The organism is Actibacterium lipolyticum (genome assembly GCF_900184935.1).
Lineage (GTDB): Bacteria > Pseudomonadota > Alphaproteobacteria > Rhodobacterales > Rhodobacteraceae > Actibacterium_A > Actibacterium_A lipolyticum.
In genome coordinates this window covers 631,520-646,706 of record NZ_FXYE01000002.1, presented here as the reverse complement: position 1 = coordinate 646,706, position 15,187 = coordinate 631,520, and the positions used below count along the sequence as shown (strand labels likewise).

At 57.7% G+C, this 15,187-nt stretch carries 16 protein-coding genes; 8 read left to right on the top strand and 8 right to left on the bottom strand.

Features of this window, described 5'->3' with window-relative positions; all coding sequences use genetic code 11:
* The first annotated feature begins 53 nt into the window (after positions 1–53).
* A complete protein-coding gene (locus COL8621_RS11835) occupies positions 54–551 on the top strand; it encodes a flavodoxin (RefSeq protein WP_176438486.1) in 498 nt (165 codons plus the stop codon).
* Here the strand turns inward: COL8621_RS11835 and COL8621_RS11830 are convergent.
* Positions 526–1,131 (bottom strand): flavin reductase family protein, encoded by a 606-nt coding sequence (locus COL8621_RS11830; protein WP_093967560.1) that lies wholly within the window; start codon positions 1,129–1,131, stop codon positions 526–528. The two genes, COL8621_RS11835 and COL8621_RS11830, sit on opposite strands and share 26 nt — an antisense overlap.
* A gap of 80 nt (positions 1,132–1,211) precedes the next feature.
* Here COL8621_RS11830 and COL8621_RS11825 point away from each other — a divergent pair, with 80 nt between their 5' ends.
* Positions 1,212–1,700, top strand: coding sequence for a GNAT family N-acetyltransferase (locus COL8621_RS11825; RefSeq protein ID WP_093967559.1), 489 nt, complete (start codon positions 1,212–1,214; stop codon positions 1,698–1,700).
* A 59-nt stretch (positions 1,701–1,759) separates the two neighbouring features.
* Positions 1,760–2,524, top strand: a complete 765-nt coding sequence (locus COL8621_RS11820) for an EcsC family protein (protein WP_093967558.1) — start codon at positions 1,760–1,762, stop codon at positions 2,522–2,524.
* On the opposite strand, the gene ptsP is transcribed toward COL8621_RS11820, so the two are convergent.
* The 5 genes from ptsP to COL8621_RS11795 form a co-directional block, all read right to left on the bottom strand.
* Complete coding sequence (ptsP, locus tag COL8621_RS11815) at positions 2,521–4,773, bottom strand: phosphoenolpyruvate--protein phosphotransferase (protein WP_093967557.1); 2,253 nt, start codon at positions 4,771–4,773, stop codon at positions 2,521–2,523. The genes COL8621_RS11820 and ptsP overlap by 4 nt on opposite strands.
* 13 nt (positions 4,774–4,786) lie before the next feature.
* Positions 4,787–6,025: an aspartate kinase gene (locus COL8621_RS11810; RefSeq protein ID WP_093967556.1), complete on the bottom strand. Its 1,239-nt coding sequence runs from the start codon at positions 6,023–6,025 to the stop codon at positions 4,787–4,789.
* A gap of 82 nt (positions 6,026–6,107) precedes the next feature.
* Entirely contained in the window at positions 6,108–6,770 is a 663-nt protein-coding gene (locus COL8621_RS11805; protein ID WP_093967555.1) for an SDR family NAD(P)-dependent oxidoreductase, read from the bottom strand.
* Between the two features lie 12 nt (positions 6,771–6,782).
* On the bottom strand, positions 6,783–7,211 hold the full coding sequence (locus tag COL8621_RS11800) for a DUF1178 family protein (RefSeq protein WP_093967554.1): 429 nt from the start codon (positions 7,209–7,211) through the stop codon (positions 6,783–6,785).
* 108 nt (positions 7,212–7,319) lie between these two features.
* Positions 7,320–7,784, bottom strand: coding sequence for an NUDIX hydrolase (locus COL8621_RS11795; RefSeq protein ID WP_093968543.1), 465 nt, complete (start codon positions 7,782–7,784; stop codon positions 7,320–7,322).
* Positions 7,785–8,042: 258 nt separating this feature from the next.
* Between COL8621_RS11795 and COL8621_RS11790 the strand changes: the two genes are divergently transcribed.
* Positions 8,043–9,164, top strand: coding sequence for an acetoin utilization protein AcuC (locus tag COL8621_RS11790; protein ID WP_235823847.1), 1,122 nt, complete (start codon positions 8,043–8,045; stop codon positions 9,162–9,164).
* Complete coding sequence (gene thpR, locus COL8621_RS11785) at positions 9,161–9,700, top strand: RNA 2',3'-cyclic phosphodiesterase (protein ID WP_093967552.1); 540 nt, start codon at positions 9,161–9,163, stop codon at positions 9,698–9,700. The genes COL8621_RS11790 and thpR overlap by 4 nt, the downstream gene beginning before the upstream one ends.
* Positions 9,701–9,702: 2 nt before the next feature.
* Here the strand turns inward: thpR and COL8621_RS11780 are convergent, their stop codons facing one another.
* Together COL8621_RS11780 and COL8621_RS11775 are read right to left on the bottom strand one after the other, a co-directional pair.
* Positions 9,703–10,683 (bottom strand): threonine dehydratase, encoded by a 981-nt coding sequence (locus COL8621_RS11780; RefSeq protein WP_093967551.1) that lies wholly within the window; start codon positions 10,681–10,683, stop codon positions 9,703–9,705.
* A 13-nt stretch (positions 10,684–10,696) separates the two neighbouring features.
* Positions 10,697–11,989: a 3-deoxy-D-manno-octulosonic acid transferase gene (locus tag COL8621_RS11775; protein ID WP_093967550.1), complete on the bottom strand. Its 1,293-nt coding sequence runs from the start codon at positions 11,987–11,989 to the stop codon at positions 10,697–10,699.
* A 538-nt stretch (positions 11,990–12,527) separates the two neighbouring features.
* Here COL8621_RS11775 and COL8621_RS11770 point away from each other — a divergent pair.
* The 3 genes from COL8621_RS11770 to COL8621_RS11760 all read left to right on the top strand — a co-directional run bounded on the left by COL8621_RS11770 (position 12,528) and on the right by COL8621_RS11760 (position 15,137).
* Positions 12,528–12,965: a universal stress protein gene (locus COL8621_RS11770; RefSeq protein ID WP_093967549.1), complete on the top strand. Its 438-nt coding sequence runs from the start codon at positions 12,528–12,530 to the stop codon at positions 12,963–12,965.
* Positions 12,966–12,977: 12 nt separating this feature from the next.
* A complete protein-coding gene (locus COL8621_RS11765) occupies positions 12,978–14,522 on the top strand; it encodes an alanine/glycine:cation symporter family protein (protein ID WP_093967548.1) in 1,545 nt (514 codons plus the stop codon).
* A 153-nt stretch (positions 14,523–14,675) separates the two neighbouring features.
* The gene (locus COL8621_RS11760) at positions 14,676–15,137 is read left to right on the top strand and encodes an Lrp/AsnC family transcriptional regulator (protein ID WP_176438485.1); all 462 of its coding nucleotides are present in this window, start codon (positions 14,676–14,678) and stop codon (positions 15,135–15,137) included.
* The last annotated feature ends 50 nt before the right edge of the window (positions 15,138–15,187 follow it).

Sequence of the window (15,187 nt, the reverse complement as noted above, 5' to 3'; positions counted from 1 at the left end):
CCTGACGATTAATGTGAATGTGCCCCTGCATCGTTACTTGCGGGGGCACATTCATGAAAACGCTTATTGTCTATTATTCCCTTGGCGGCACGACACGACGGTTGGCACGGCAGTTGGCCGAAAAGTTGAATGCGGATGTTAGCGAAATAAAATGCCCGCGATACGGGGCTGGTACGCTGAATTATTTGCGCGCCGGGTTCGATGGCGCCCGCAAATTCACCCCACAGATAGAGATGCCAAAGGCCCCCGCCGGTTACGACGCCGTGTTAATCGGTGGCCCCGTGTGGGTCAGCACGATTTGTGCGCCACTGCGCAGTTACCTGTCTTCGCGCCCTAGCTTTCCAGAAAAGATCGGGCTGTTCCTGACCTCAGGAGGAGGAGCGCCGCAAACCAATGCGGTCGCTCATGCAAGCGAACTGGCCCCTGTGCCGTTCGCCGCCACGTTGGTGCTGAAAGACAGCACCGTAAAGGCCAATGGCGCCAAAGCAGAGATTGACCGTTTCGTGCAAGAGATCGGCGCAGCGTTTATTCGCCCGGGCGTTTCAGGCTGAACACCTCTGTGATGCGAGAATAATCGCGATAGCCAAGGCGCGTAAGCGGCTGAAAGCTTAGCACATCGAACATGCCATCCTTGATGCAGTCATCGCGCATATGAATGCCTGTGACCTCTCCGAAAACGGCGAAATTCGCTTCACCTGGCAGCTGCACGATCTGGGTCAGCTTACATTCTAGGTTGGCAGGGGCAGCCGCAACGCGCGGGCAGGGGATGGTGTCGCATTCCGCGCGCTCAATCCCGGCAAGGTCGAATTCATCGACCTCCTTCTCCCACGGGCCAGAGGTTTTGTTCATCACATCGCGCATCGCGTATTCAACGATGTTCACACAGAACACGCCGGTTTCGCGAATGTTGGCCACGCTGTCCTTCGTATCGCCGCGATCCGGTTTGGCCGAGGTCGACGAAAACATCACCTGAGGCGGCACATATGCGACTGCATTGAAGAAAGAATAGGGCGCAAGGTTTTCGGAACCATCCGATCCGCGCGTGGAAATCCAGCCGATGGGCCGTGGGGTCACGATCGCGTTGAACGGGTTATGCGGTAGGCCGTGGCCATCTTCTGGACGATAGAACATCAAAGCTCCCGATGCTGGTGTTTGCCCAAGTCGTAACCGCGTGCTAGCAGCGTTTCCAGCAAGAATATGTGAGGCAAGGCGTGATCCGGCTAGAGCAGGAACAGGCAGAAGACTGGTGGGAAGTCGAAGCGTTGTATGATCTGTGCTTTGCGCCGGGGCGCGAGGCGCTGTCATCCTATCGCTTGCGGGATGGTATCGACCCTGTTGCGCAGCTGTGCGTTGTGGCGCGGGATGAAAACAACATCGTCGCCGGGGCGATCCGTTTCTGGCCTGTAAAGGTGGGCGATGCGATGGCGCTTTTGCTGGGGCCGGTGGCCGTTCACCCGACGCATCAGGGCGAAGGTCTGGGCGCATTGCTGATACAGGATGCATTGGAACGCGCGCGCGGGTTGGGGTGGGAACGTGTGCTGTTGGTGGGGGATGCCCCTTATTACAGCCGGTTTGGGTTCGAACGGTTGCCAGACGTTGCGATGCCGCCACCAACGAACCCGGATCGTGTGCTGGGCGTGGCGCTGGTTGGCGGTGCGTGGGACGGCATTTCGGCCCGCGTTGAACGGGCCCAACCATAACGCGCTTGCCCAACGCCCCCTCAGCCCCCATCTTTATTGATGAATGAAAGGCTGTGACCATGACCACGACGGAGCTGACCCTGACCACTGACACCGACGCTGCGCTGACATCTTTCGCGCGGCGATACCGGGATGCGGGAAACGTGGGGATGCAGGTTCTAAGCGTCGTGGGCGGTCAGGCTGAAAACCTGCTGGAACGGCTACCGGACCGGGTGAAGGACCAGTTGGAAACCGCGACAGAGCGCGCGCTGCACGTATCGTTGGATGCGGCTGGGCGTACGCGGGGCGGGCGATTGCCAGATGGCGGCAAGTGGCTGAATACGGCGGTGACGACTGCCATGGGGGCCGCAGGTGGCTTTGGTGGTCTGCCCACTGCCTTGGCGGAATTGCCTGTCACCACCACCGTTTTACTGCGCGCGATACAAGGGATCGCCGAAAGTCACGGGTTTAACCCGACGCAGCAATCGGTTCGCGCTGATTGCATTCGTGTCTTTGCAGCGGCAGGGCCATTGGCGAAAGATGACGGTGCGGATCTTGGGTTTCTTGCGGCGCGCGTCACGTTGACAGGCTCGGCAGTGCACGGGCTGATCGCGCGGGTCACACCGCGGCTTGCGACGGCGCTGGGGCAAAAGCTGGCGGCGCAGACTGTGCCGATCATCGGGGCCGTGGCCGGCGCGGCGACCAACTTTGCCTTCACCACCTATTATCAGGAAATGGCGCACATACAGTTTGGCCTGCAACGGCTAAGCCATGACACAGGTATCCCCGACGATATGCTGATCGAAGAGTTGCGCCTGCGGATCGAAGCAATGGAGCGCCGTTAGGCGTTCCAGTCGAGGGAGTTCATCCATTCGGTAATCGCCGGACGCACCGATTGCGCACCGCTGACACGCGCCTTGTCGATCACTTCGCGCGCCTCGTTCAGGTTTGTCTTGCGGAACAGGTGCTTTACCGGGCCGATTGACGCTGGCCGCATTGACAGGTTGCGCAGGCCGATGGCTGCGAAACACAGCGCTTCCAGCGGGCGACCGGCGTCTTCCCCACAGAATGACACCGGCGTATCGGTTTCGTTGCAGCGGCCGACAATCTGTTCAAGGAAGGTCAGGAAGCTGACATTCAACGTGTCATACCGGCGCCGGACCAGCTCGTTTTCACGATCCGCTGCGAAGAAGAATTGCTTCAGGTCATTCCCACCGATCGAGATGAAGTCGGCCAATTCAAAGAACTGGCGCGGGGCAAACGCAAGGCTGGGTGTTTCCAGCATCGCGCCAATTTCCACCTTGGAGGGCAGGGGGCGGCCAAGCCGTTCTTCGCGGTCCAGTTCACGCAGCAGATGTTCGCGCGCGGCGGTGAATTCTTCGAACTGGGCAACAAAGGGGAACATTACCGTCAATGGTCGCCCAGCTGCGGCCCTGATCAGCGCTTGCAGCTGCATCCGCATCACACCGGCCTTGTCCAGACCCACGCGGATGGCACGCCAGCCAAGGGCCGGGTTGGGCTCTTCCTGACGCTTCATATAGGGCAGGACCTTGTCCGACCCGATATCAAGCGTACGGAACGCGACGCGACGCCCGCCAGCGGCATCCAGCACCGTGGAATACAGGCTGGCCAGTTCGGCCCGGCGGGGCACCTTGTTGCGGACAAGGAATTGAAGTTCGGTTCGGAACAGGCCAACACCTTCGGCACCGGACCCCTCCAGTGACGGCAGGTCGGCCATCAGGCCCGCGTTCATATGCAGCGACACCCGTGTGCCACACAGTGTTTCAGCGGGCTTGTCGCGGATAGAGGCATAGCGTTCCTGCGCCTTTGCCTGCATCGCCATCTTGTCTTTGAACGCGGCCTTAACCTGATCCTCGGGGCGCAGATGAACCACACCCTGTTCGCCGTCCACCAAGATGGGGTCGCCATTCAGCGCCTCGGTCGTGATGCGTTCGGCGTTGATCACCAGCGGGATGGCCAGCGCACGGGCCACGATGGCGGCGTGACTGCCCACAGAGCCTTCTTCAAGCACGATGCCCTTCAGGTTGCGACCATAGGCCAACAACTCTCCGGGGCCGATGTTGCGCGCGATCAGGATCGGGTCGTCGGGCATCTCGGCGCCGGTTTCCGCCCCTTGCCCAGTCAGAATGCGTAACAGGCGGTTAGACAGGTCATCAAGGTCATGCAGCCGTTCGCGCAGATAGGTATCTGGCACCGTCTGAAGGCGCGCGCGGGCCGTTGATTGTTCTTTTTCAACAGCCGCTTCGGCGGAAAGGCCGCTGGCGATGTCTTCTTCCATGCGGCGCATCCAGCCGCGGGAATTCGCGAACATCCGATAGGCCTCTAGAACATCGCGCTGTTCTGTATCGGCAGTGGTGGCGGTGCTCAGCATGTCGTCAACCGACAGGCGCAACTGATCGACGGCCTCGCGTAAGCGCACGCTTTCCGATGCGGGATCATCCGCGATGGGGTTTGTCACCACTACGCGGGGTTCGTGCAACCACACATGGCCCGCTGCGACGCCTTCTTGCCCAACAAGCCCTCGGAACATTTCCGAACGTTGGTGCAGGGCAGAAAGGGCCGCGCCTTCGCCAACGAAGACCCCCAGTTCGGTCATTTCCGCCAAGACCATGGCGACAACTTCCAGCGCGTAAACCTCATCGCCGGAAAATTCGCGTGCCTCTTTGGATTGAACAACCAGCACGCCCAACCGTTCGCCAAGACGTTGGATTGGAACGCCCAAGAAGGATGAAAACACCTCTTCCCCGGTTTCGGGCATGTAACGGAAGCCGCGTTCGGCTGGGGCATTGCCCGTGTTCACAGCTTGGGCCGATTTGGCGACACGCCCAACCAGACCTTCGCCCACGCGCATCCGGGTTTTATGAACGGCCTCGGCCTTCAGGCCTTCGGTGGCGCAAAGTTCCAGCGTTTCAGCATCGCGGAACAGATAGATAGAGCACACCTCTGTGCGCATAGAGTCAGCGATGATGTGGGTAATACGGTCAAGCCGTTCCTGGCCCTTGCCGGGCTCGGCAAGGGTATCACGCAAACGCCGAAGGAGTTTGCGACTTTCGCTTTCAGTTGTTTCGGGCATTTGCCCCCGCTGCTCAGGCTGCTTTATCCAGTCCGAACGCATCATGGAGGGCTTGCACGGCAAGTTCCATATATTTTCGGTCTATCAGCACTGATATTTTAATCTCTGAGGTTGTGATGACCTTGATGTTGATCCCCTCAGAGGAGAGTGCTTGGAACATTTGGCTTGCGACACCTGCGTGGCTTCGCATGCCGATACCCACAACCGAAACCTTGGCAACGTCGGTATCCGCAATCAACGAGCCAAAGTTGATGTCGCCATCTTCCTTGGCTTTCTGCATCGCCTGTTCGGCGCGGCCGACCTGATTAACCGGGCAAGAGAAGGTCATATCGGTGCGACCTTCTTCGCTGATGTTCTGAACGATCATATCGACGTTCACACCTGCTTCGGCCAAGGGGCCAAAGATGGCGGCGGCGATACCGGGCCGATCGGCGACCGAGATCAGGGTCATTTTCGCTTCGTCGCGCGAATAGGCGACGCCAGAGACAACGTTCTTTTCCATGATATCCTCCTCGTCACAGACGAGCGTGCCGGAGTTTTCGGTGTTTTCTTCGAAACTGGATAGTACGCGCAGTTTTACCTTGAATCGCATCGCCAGTTCAACGGAACGGGTCTGCAAGACCTTGGCACCAAGCGATGCCAGTTCCAGCATCTCTTCGAATGCGATTTTGTCCAGCTTGCGCGCTTTGTCTTCGATACGCGGGTCGGTCGTGTAAACGCCGTCCACGTCGGTATAGATGTCGCAGCGTTCGGCATCGAATGCGGCGGCAAAGGCAACAGCGGTCGTATCAGACCCGCCACGGCCCAGCGTCGTTACGCGGCCTTCGGGGCTGATGCCCTGAAAACCGGCCACAACCGCCACGCGCATACCTTCGGCGAACTTAGCGTCGATATTTTCGCGCGGGATTTCTTCGATACGGGCGGCGGAATGGGCGCTGGTGGTTTTCAGCGGAACCTGCCAGCCCTGCCAGCTGCGTGCGGGAACGTCCATTTCCTGCAAGGTCAGCGACATCAGGCCAGCGGTCACAATCTCGCCCGATGAAACGACGGCATCATATTCACGCGCGTCAAACATCGGCGAGGTTTCTTCGACCCAGCCCACCAATTCATTGGTTTTACCCGACATGGCCGAAACGATGACGATGACGTCATAGCCACGTTCGACCTCACGCTTGACCTTTTCGGCCGCGTTTCGAATTCGATCCAAATCGGCGACAGATGTGCCACCGAATTTCATTACTAGAAGCGGCATCCGCGCCCCTCCACCCGTTCAATTGCGCCGCTTCCTAGGTCAAGGGCGCGGTGAGGGCAAGTGCGACTTTGTTTTGAAAGCCTTAGTAAGCGTGTGTTTTACCGTCATATGTCTCAAAACAGCCGGTCGTATCGACGCAGAGCGCGGCAAAGCGTTGGCGCAACCCATCGGCGGCTTGTTGAACTGAAATGTCGGCATTGCCGCCGCCCATATCGGTCTGAACCCAACCGGGATGGTAAATGCCCACAGCAACTCCCAAATCCTTTAGGTCAGCCGCAAGGTTGCGCCCAAGGTTCAGCGCCGCCGCCTTGGAGCTGCGATAGATATAAGACCCACCCGGCGCGCGGGTGTCGGATGCCATCTGTGAAGAGATGATCGCAATTTTGGGGGCGTGAGACATTTGCAGATGTGGCAAAAGGTTCTGTACCGTCTGGAAAACGCCCGTCACGTTCACCGCAAAGCTTTTGGCCCACATTTCAGCATCATAACCATCGGCTAGGTTTTCGTGCTTATCTAGGTAAACACCCGCATTACAGATCAGCAGGTCAATCGGTTGCCGGTCAAGGCGCAGTGCAAGGGCTGCGTGGGATTTTGGGTCGGTGACCTCTAACTGTTCCCAGCGGATGCCGGTTTCGTCTGGCGCAGTGCGGCGCATTGTGCCGATCACGGTTTCGCCGGCTTTCGCATAGTCGTGTGCCATTTGAAGGCCAATACCGCGATTGGCACCTGTAATTAGAACCGTCATGAAAAATCGCCCTTAGTTGGAATTACGTGCTGGCGTAAATGGAAGTGGAAGAACGGGCACGCCCTCGTCGATCAACTTCTTCGCTTCGGCGGGTTTAGCTTCGCCATAGATTGCACGCTCTGGCGCTTCGCCGGAATGGATGGCGCGCGCTTCTTTTGCGAAGTCTTTGCCGACGTAATCAGAATTCTCTTCGACCTTGCGCTTAAGGTCTGCCACGGCCTGTTCGGCAGGTGTGGCGGGCGTGGACAGAGGGCGCTTTGCAGGTGTGTCTTGTGTTGCGGCACCGATGCGCGGTGCCATCAGGCTTTTCTTTACATCGACCCCGCCACAGACCGCGCATGACACCATTCCCGCGTCCAGAAGCTTTTCAAATGCACTGGCCGACTGAAACCAGCTTTCGAACTGGTGGCCGTCATTACAGGTTAAGGCATAGCGGATCATGGCTGCTCGATGGTTTGGGTTTATCCTTTGAAATAGGCGAAATTACTAAGATATCAAGGGAATACTGCGTGGCTCGATCACGGTTCAGCGCCTTGCCCTTGCCGGACGTTAACGCAAATGCGTTGGGTCGAAATTGGCGATGATCTGGGCCAGTTCGCCTTCGTTCACACGCGCGGCCGCCTTCTTAAGCGAGAACCATTTGCGCTTACGTTCCCCTTTTTCGGGGAAATCATCGCTTAGCCGTTTGACCTTGATCGGGAACACGGCAACCACGCAGGGCAGGGTAACCTTGTTTTGTACGGTTTTATTGTAGGAATAAATTCCCAAAACAAAATCCATAACGCGGCCTTCAACGCCAGCTTCTTCCCATGCCTCGGCGGCTGCGGCTTTGGCTGGGGTTACGCCATCCATTGGCCACCCCTTCGGTACAACCCAACGCCCTGTGTCGCGGCTTGTGATCAACAGCACCTGAGGCCGGTCTTTGACAATACGATAGCATAGCGCGGCGAACTGTGTTCGTACGTCGCGTTTCTGAGATGGTCCGACCGAAATCGGTATTTGTGTCGTCCTCATAAGGCTCAAAATCTGCTCACCGTTTGTGTCGTCCCCGCTATTCATTGCGGTTGTTGCTGACGCTCAATGTAACTGAAATATCATAGAACTAATAGATAATCTGCAGTTTTTCTGATTTTTTGTTCACCCTCTCATTCCAGTACCAAGGCGTTATGGCAAGATAATTCCTCGATACGTTGCGCTTTGCGGGTTAAGGTAAACCCAAGTTTGCTGATTGCCGCTGTGAAATGACCGTGATGATAAAGGTATTGTCAAAAAGTGAGCGAACTTTCCCCACGATTTATCGGGCACGAGATTTACCGCGGCTCTAGCTATGGGGGCTGGCACCCGTTGAAAATCCCTCGGGTCTCTACGGTAATGGACCTGACGCGCGCCTTGGGTTGGGTCGGCGATGGGCAATACATCACCAGCCCACGTGCCAAACCTGCCGCGCTGGCGCTGTGGCACGACCCGGCGTATCTGGCCGCGCTTGAGCGGGCAGAGCGGGAACAGGCCGTCAGCGATCATGTGCGTGAACGCCATGCGCTGGGCACCCACTCCAACCCGGTCTTCGCCGAGATGTTTCGCCGCCCAGCGACAAGCGCGGGCGGTGCATTGTTGGCCGGGGAACTGTTGGCGCAGGGCGGTGTCATCTATCACCCGGCGGGCGGAACGCATCACGGAATGCCTGACCGGGCCAACGGGTTTTGTTACCTGAACGACCCGGTGCTGGCGATCCTGTCGCTGCGCCGATCTGGGGTTCAGCGTATTGCCTATGTCGATATCGATGCACACCATCCCGATGGCGTGGAGGCTGCGTTTGCGACGGATGGCGACGTTCTGTTGATTTCGACGCACGAAGAAAAACGCTGGCCGTTCACAGGTGCGGTTGCCGATGCTGGTTGTGGCAATACCTTTAACCTGCCGGTGCCGCGTGGGTTGAACGACAGCGAGATGAGCGTAATCTTGCAAGAGCTGATCCTGCCAAAGGTTTCGGCGTTTCGTCCCGATGCGATTGTGTTGCAATGCGGCGCTGATGCGGTTGAGGAAGATCCCCTGTCGCGCCTATCGCTGTCCAACAACGCGCATTGGGCTGTGGTTGCCGCGCTGTGTCCACTGACGACGCGGTACTTGGTTCTGGGCGGTGGCGGGTACAACCCGTGGAGCGTTGGGCGCCTTTGGGCCGGCGTCTGGGCGGTGTTGGCAGAGCACGAAATTCCAGAACGCTTGCCGGATGCGGCAGTGGCGGTTTTGCGCGCCCTGACGTGGGAAGGGAACCGGCGCGGCCGCAACGTGCCAGAGCATTTGTTCACCACCCTTCGTGACGCACCGCGCACAGGGCCAGTGCGCACAGAGGTGCGGGACCGTTTGGCCGAACTTCAACAAAGGAGTGCTCCATGATCCGCGCTTTCGTTGCCATCGCATTACCAGACGACGTGCGCGCGGCGGTGACCGTGCTGCAAGAGGAACTGCCGGTGCCGCAGGGGGTCGTGCCAGAAAACCTTCACCTGACGCTTTGCTTTTTGGGCGACGTGACAGGGCCCAGCCTTGAAGAGGCGCATCATGCGTTCAAGGCGATTGATGCGACGTCGTTCACACTGTCCCTAAGCGGTGTGGGTGTGTTCGGCGGGGCAAAGCCGCGTTTGGTTTATGCTGGGGTCGCCGAAAGCCTGCCGTTGCGTAGGTTGCAGGCCAAGGTTGAAACGGCGGCACGCACTGTCGGCATCTCGGTCGAACGGCGGCGGTTTGTGCCACATGTGACGCTGGCCTATCTGAACCCGGAAAAAGTTGACGCGGTGCGGATGCACGATTTCGTGGCCCAAGCTCTTAGCTTTTCATCGCCCAGCTTTTCCGTGGATCACTTCGGACTGTACGAGTCTCGTTTGGGCAATGGCCCCGCGATCTATGAAGAGCTGGCGCAATATCCGTTGGGGTGATCCTAGGGCGTTGGAACGCCGCCCTGCATCACCTGCACAAACCAATCGGTGTCAATATTCCCGCCGCACAGAATTACGCCAACACGCTTGCCGCGCATCCGTTCTTTATCCTGCATCAGCGCGGCCAGTGGTGCGGCACCTGCGCCTTCGGCGACGTTGTGGGTGGCCTTGAAATACAATCTGATTGCATCGGCTACTTCGGCGTCTGACACGCTGACAAACCGTTCGGCCCCTTTGGAATAGATGTCATATGCGTCGGGCACCGGGACGCGCACGGCCATACCATCGGCGAAGGTTGCCGCACTTTCGGTGGGCACCATGCGCCCTGCTTCGACCGACAGTTTCGCCGTTTGCGCGGCCTCTGACACAACGGCCACGACCTTTGTTTTTAGCCCCAGCGCATCGCGCGCGGTGATCACCCCGCAGACGCCGGAACCACAGCCGATCGGCACATAGACCGTATCCAGATCAGGTTGGGCCATGAACAATTCATATGCATATGTCGCAACACCACGCACAAGTTCGGGATGGAAGGGCGGAACGACGAACAGACCCTCTTCTTTGGCGACGCGCACGGCCTCTTCGCGGGCGGTGTCAAAGTCGTCGCCGAATTCCACCAACTGTGCCCCAAACGCGCGCATCGCTGCGTTCTTTTCAACCGAGTTCCCGCGCGGGACATAAACCTTGGCGCTCAGCCCAGCGAAGGCTGCGGCGCGGGCCTGACTTTGCCCATGGTTGCCGCGCGTTGCGGTGACAATGCCGGGCATATCCGGGTGGGTGCGTTTCAGCCAGTCAATGAAGGTAATCCCGCCGCGCACTTTGAAGGCACCGGTCGGTGTGTGGTTTTCATGCTTTACCCAAACCTCTGTCCCGATCGCCTCGGCCAGCAATGGCCAGGCGTATTGCGGGGTAGGGGGCATTTGCGAGTGGACCAGCCGCGTCGCGGCCTCAAGTGCGGTGCGGTCAAAAAGCGGGCCGGTCATTTAAACCTCATTGTTAACGGCGCAGGTTCGCGTCGGATGTCAGCTTTGCCATGCGATCCAAAAGAGGGGCGAGTGTGGTGTCGTCCTTCAGCTTGTCCAGAACTGCATCGGCGGCTTTAACGGTTTTGTCACGGTCTTCCTTGGACAGCGTCAGCAATATATCCCGAAGGTCGTTGGCCCCGGAAATGCGCCGCGATGCGCCCGCTTTTTCGAACGAGGCATAGATTTCCGCGAAATTCTCTAGATTTGTGCCATGAAGCACCATGCTGTGATGGGCGGCGGGTTCCAGCGGGGTATGCCCGCCAACAGGTGCAAGGGATCCGCCGACAAATGTCATGCTGCACAGTTCATACCACAGCGGCATCTCGCCCAACGTATCGGCCAGATAAACCTGTGTCTCTGCGCTGGGCGCGTCACCTTTTGAGCGTGTCGCGAAGGTCAGGCGGAACTTGAACAGAATATCCTGCAATTCTTCGCTGCGGCGGGGGTGCCGCGGGGCGATGATTAGGCGAAGGTCGGGGCGTTCGGCCAGCGCATCTTTAAAACCACGTAAGATCAGCTTTTCTTCGCCGTCGTGGGTCGATGCGGCAAGCAGGGTGCGATCATGGGGGAAGACTTGGGAAAGGTGGAACTTTTCTTCGGCGTCGAACGCTCCGCGTAAGCCTTGTGTTTTCAAATTCAGCACCGGTCCGATTTTCGCTGTGGGTACGCCAAGTTCGATGAACCGGTCGCGTGATGCGCGGTCTTGTGCGGACAAGTATGTTATTGTCCCGACGACTTCGCGGGCCAAGGACGGCAGCTTTTTCCAAACGCGGGCGGATTTTTCAGACATTCTGCCCGACAAAACGATCACTGGGCGCGAAAGCTCTTGCATGGCGACCATTCGATTTGGCCACAGTTCATTCTCGATCAGGATCAGCGCGTCGGGTTGCCAGTTTGCGATAAAGCGGCGCACGGCAAACCCATAATCCAGCGGGGCAAGCCGCACTGACACGCGTGCGAGTTTCCAATCCTGTGCAAGCGCTTTGCCGGTGTCGCTGTTGCAGGTGATGATGATCCGCAGGCCGCGGTCGCGGTCCAACAACGCCTTGATCAGCGGGCGCGCGGCGGTCAGTTCGCCGTTGGATGCCGCATGCACCCAAAACACCGCGCCACGATGGGCTGACCCTTGTTCGCTGGCCAATCGTTCGCTCAAATTGGCAATCCCACCACGCAGCAGCAGGCGAATGGCAAAAAACGGAGCAGCGAGGGTTAGGAGGAAACGGTAAAGAAACACGCGGGCGTCAGCCTTTTTGGTAAAGTTCATTTAGGGTTATTCGGCGCAATACAGGCTGGCAAGGGGCGCAGTCCATTCTTTCAGCGCCAGCAGCGCATCAAAGTCAGTTTCGTTCTTTTGAGAGAGCGGGCTGGCGACGCGTTGCATTCATGCCCAGCTGTGTCAGCGACCTCGGCGTCCGAGCTGTCAGCCATTGTGCCACAAGAGGAGGTGAGGTTCTTAATCGGGGGCGCCAGAAGGTCGCCCCAGCCGCTTCTTAGGGCCTCCAAAACGCGATAGACTCAGTTTTAGATCAAGTGGTCGAATATTTCCAATGTCAGGCATAAACGCCTAAAATTCGGGCTATTGTGCGCGAGACTTGGCCAATTGGACTGAATTTTGGCCTCATTTTGGGCAAACGACCCGTCAGAATCCCAAACTAGGGCCTCATAACCAGCCAAAACGGCTATCCTGTCCTTAAGAAGCCAAATGGCTCAGCCCCTTTGGGACAGAGGGTGGGGTAGGTCACATCCGGCTTCTCAGCGCGGCCCGCTTTAACGGGGCGTACAACAGGGAAAAAGGAAAAAAAATGTCGACAAAATTGATAATCGGCCTCGATGGGCAAGGCTCAGGGGACAGGGCGCTTGACTATGCAAAGAACCTTGCGTCGCTGATTGGCGATTGCGAGCTTCTGGTTGCCTATGTCATCGAATGGTCCCCCTATTCATTCCAAACCGCAGAAGAAAACGCCGTGCGTCACAAGCGTCGAGAGCAAGAGATTTCGACAGCGCACGAACGGATCATTGATCCCGCCGTGAAGGCGCTTACCGATGCTGGGCTGAAAGCATCCGGCATCGTGCGTCATGGTGATGTCGCAGACGCGCTTAACGGCATTTGCGAAGAATATGGCGGCCAACAGATCATCGTTTGCCGATCTTCCGAGGGCGGATTTGCAAAGCGCTTCTTCGGAAGTTCGACCGCGAACCTTGTCATGAGCGCAACTGTGCCTGTCACAGTCATCGCGTAAGGGGGCAATGATATGAAACTGATCACAAAAACACTCCTCGCGGTGCCGGGGCTTGCGGCGGCGATGCCCGCTTATGCACAAGAGGCGATGTCACTGGACGACAAGGTGAACGAGGTTTTCGCCAAGTTCACCGGCCCGTTCGTAAACCTGATCTTTGCCCCGTTGCCCGGGACAAGTTTTCCATGGATCGTGCTGTGGCTGGTTGTGGCAGCGTCGGTCTTTACGATTTACTTTGCGTTGGTTCAGGTGCGTTTCTTTGGCCATGCGATTTCGCTGGTCAAAGGTGACTATTCCGATCCGCATGACGCGGGCGAAGTCAGCCACTTTCAGGCGCTTGCAACCGCGCTTTCTGGGACTGTTGGTCTTGGGAATATTGCCGGTGTGGCTGTGGCCGTCGGCATTGGCGGGCCGGGCGCGACCTTTTGGATGATCTTGGCGGGCCTTCTGGGCATGGCGTCAAAGTTCACCGAATGTACGCTGGGGGTTAAATACCGAAACGAATATCCCGACGGGACGGTTTCGGGTGGCCCGATGTACTATATTTCCAAGGGGTTTGCCGAACGTGGGCTGCCCGGCGGGAAACCTTTGGCGATCTTGTTCTCGATCTTCTGTATCCTTGGTGCGCTGGGCGGTGGGAATATGTTCCAAGCCAACCAAGCGCATGCGCAGATTTCGGGCATCGTTGGCGATTATCCCGGCTGGATCACAGGCGTGATTTTCGCGCTCGTTGTGTTTGCGGTGATTGTGGGCGGTATTAAATCCATCGCCAACGTGACGGAAAAGGTCGTGCCGTTCATGGGCATCCTTTATGTCGGTGCCGCGCTGATCATCCTGATCGTGAACTATGACAAAATCGGCTGGGCCTTCGGCCAAATCTTTACCGGTGCATTTACCGGCTTGGGGATCGCGGGCGGCTTTGTTGGTGCGTTGATCCAAGGCTTCAAGCGTGCAGCGTTTTCGAACGAGGCTGGCGTGGGGTCTGCGGCCATCGCACACTCTGCGGTTCGGACCAAAGAGCCGATCACAGAGGGGCTGGTTTCCCTGTTGGAACCGCTGATCGACACGGTTGTCATCTGTACGATGACGGCTTTGGTGATCACGATTTCGGGCCAGTTGATTTCGGACCCGGCGACGGGGCTGTATGTTCTTGATGGCAATTCGATCGCTACGGTGGACGGCAACAGCGGCGTGTCGCTGACTTCGGCGGCGTTCGCATCCGGGATCAGCTGGTTCCCTTATGTGTTGGCGGTTGCTGTTGTGCTCTTCGCATTCTCGACCATGATTTCTTGGTCCTACTATGGGCTGAAAGCGTGGACTTACCTTTTCGGCGAAGGGAAGACATCTGAACTGATCTTCAAGGTGATCTTCTGCATCTTCGTGGTAATCGGTGCGGCGGCCAGCCTTGGTCCTGTCATCGACTTCTCGGATGCGGCGATCTTTGCGATGGCGGTGGTCAACATCACGGCGCTTTACTTCCTGATGTCGATTGTTCGCAAGGAACTGCAATCTTACAGTTCGCGCCTTGCATCGGGCGAGATCAAGAAGTTCAAACACTAAAACACACCGGCGTAAGGCAGCACAGTTTGCCTTACGCCACTTTTCGCAGATCATTAAAGCGATACCGCGATAGTCCGAGCGGCCAAGAAAAGCGGATAATCCCAGCAATATCCCTATTGATCGCCAAGCATTTTGCGACTTATGCTCTGCGATATGGATAAAACAAGTCAACTTGACCGATATGACCGCGCCATTCTTGAGGTGCTAAGCAAAGACGGGCGCATGCCTGTGACAGAGTTGTCGCGCGTGGTCGGGTTGTCGAAAACGCCCTGTCAGGTGCGGCTGAAACGGTTGCAGTCAGATGGCTATATCACCGGGTTTCGCGCCGTCCTGAATCCAGCAAAGTTAAGCCGGGACCACGTGGCCTTTGTTGAGGTGAAATTGACCGACACCACAGAACGGGCGCTTCGCACGTTTAACGTTGCGGTGCGTGAAGTCCCCGAGATCGAACAATGCCATATGATTGCGGGGTCGTTCGATTACCTTTTGAAGGTCCGTACGGCGGATATTAACCGCTATCGTCAGGTGCTGGGCGAAAAGATTTCAACCTTGCCACATGTCGGGAACACCTCGACGCATGTGTCGATGCAGGCGGTTAAAGACGACGCGCTGTAAGGCGGTCTATGGTACCCGTATTTCAATCACTTAAAGGGACGTTGGATATG

Coding starts and splice junctions, on each gene's coding strand:
- COL8621_RS11835 (WP_176438486.1), top strand. CDS start 54: ATGAAAACGCTTATTGTCTATTATTCCCTTGGCGGCACGACACGACGG.
- COL8621_RS11830 (WP_093967560.1), bottom strand. CDS start 1,131: ATGTTCTATCGTCCAGAAGATGGCCACGGCCTACCGCATAACCCGTTC.
- COL8621_RS11820 (WP_093967558.1), top strand. CDS start 1,760: ATGACCACGACGGAGCTGACCCTGACCACTGACACCGACGCTGCGCTG.
- ptsP (WP_093967557.1), bottom strand. CDS start 4,773: ATGCCCGAAACAACTGAAAGCGAAAGTCGCAAACTCCTTCGGCGTTTG.
- COL8621_RS11810 (WP_093967556.1), bottom strand. CDS start 6,025: ATGCCGCTTCTAGTAATGAAATTCGGTGGCACATCTGTCGCCGATTTG.
- COL8621_RS11805 (WP_093967555.1), bottom strand. CDS start 6,770: ATGACGGTTCTAATTACAGGTGCCAATCGCGGTATTGGCCTTCAAATG.
- COL8621_RS11800 (WP_093967554.1), bottom strand. CDS start 7,211: ATGATCCGCTATGCCTTAACCTGTAATGACGGCCACCAGTTCGAAAGC.
- COL8621_RS11795 (WP_093968543.1), bottom strand. CDS start 7,784: ATGAGGACGACACAAATACCGATTTCGGTCGGACCATCTCAGAAACGC.
- thpR (WP_093967552.1), top strand. CDS start 9,161: ATGATCCGCGCTTTCGTTGCCATCGCATTACCAGACGACGTGCGCGCG.
- COL8621_RS11780 (WP_093967551.1), bottom strand. CDS start 10,683: ATGACCGGCCCGCTTTTTGACCGCACCGCACTTGAGGCCGCGACGCGG.
- COL8621_RS11775 (WP_093967550.1), bottom strand. CDS start 11,989: ATGAACTTTACCAAAAAGGCTGACGCCCGCGTGTTTCTTTACCGTTTC.
- COL8621_RS11770 (WP_093967549.1), top strand. CDS start 12,528: ATGTCGACAAAATTGATAATCGGCCTCGATGGGCAAGGCTCAGGGGAC.
- COL8621_RS11765 (WP_093967548.1), top strand. CDS start 12,978: ATGAAACTGATCACAAAAACACTCCTCGCGGTGCCGGGGCTTGCGGCG.
- COL8621_RS11760 (WP_176438485.1), top strand. CDS start 14,676: ATGGATAAAACAAGTCAACTTGACCGATATGACCGCGCCATTCTTGAG.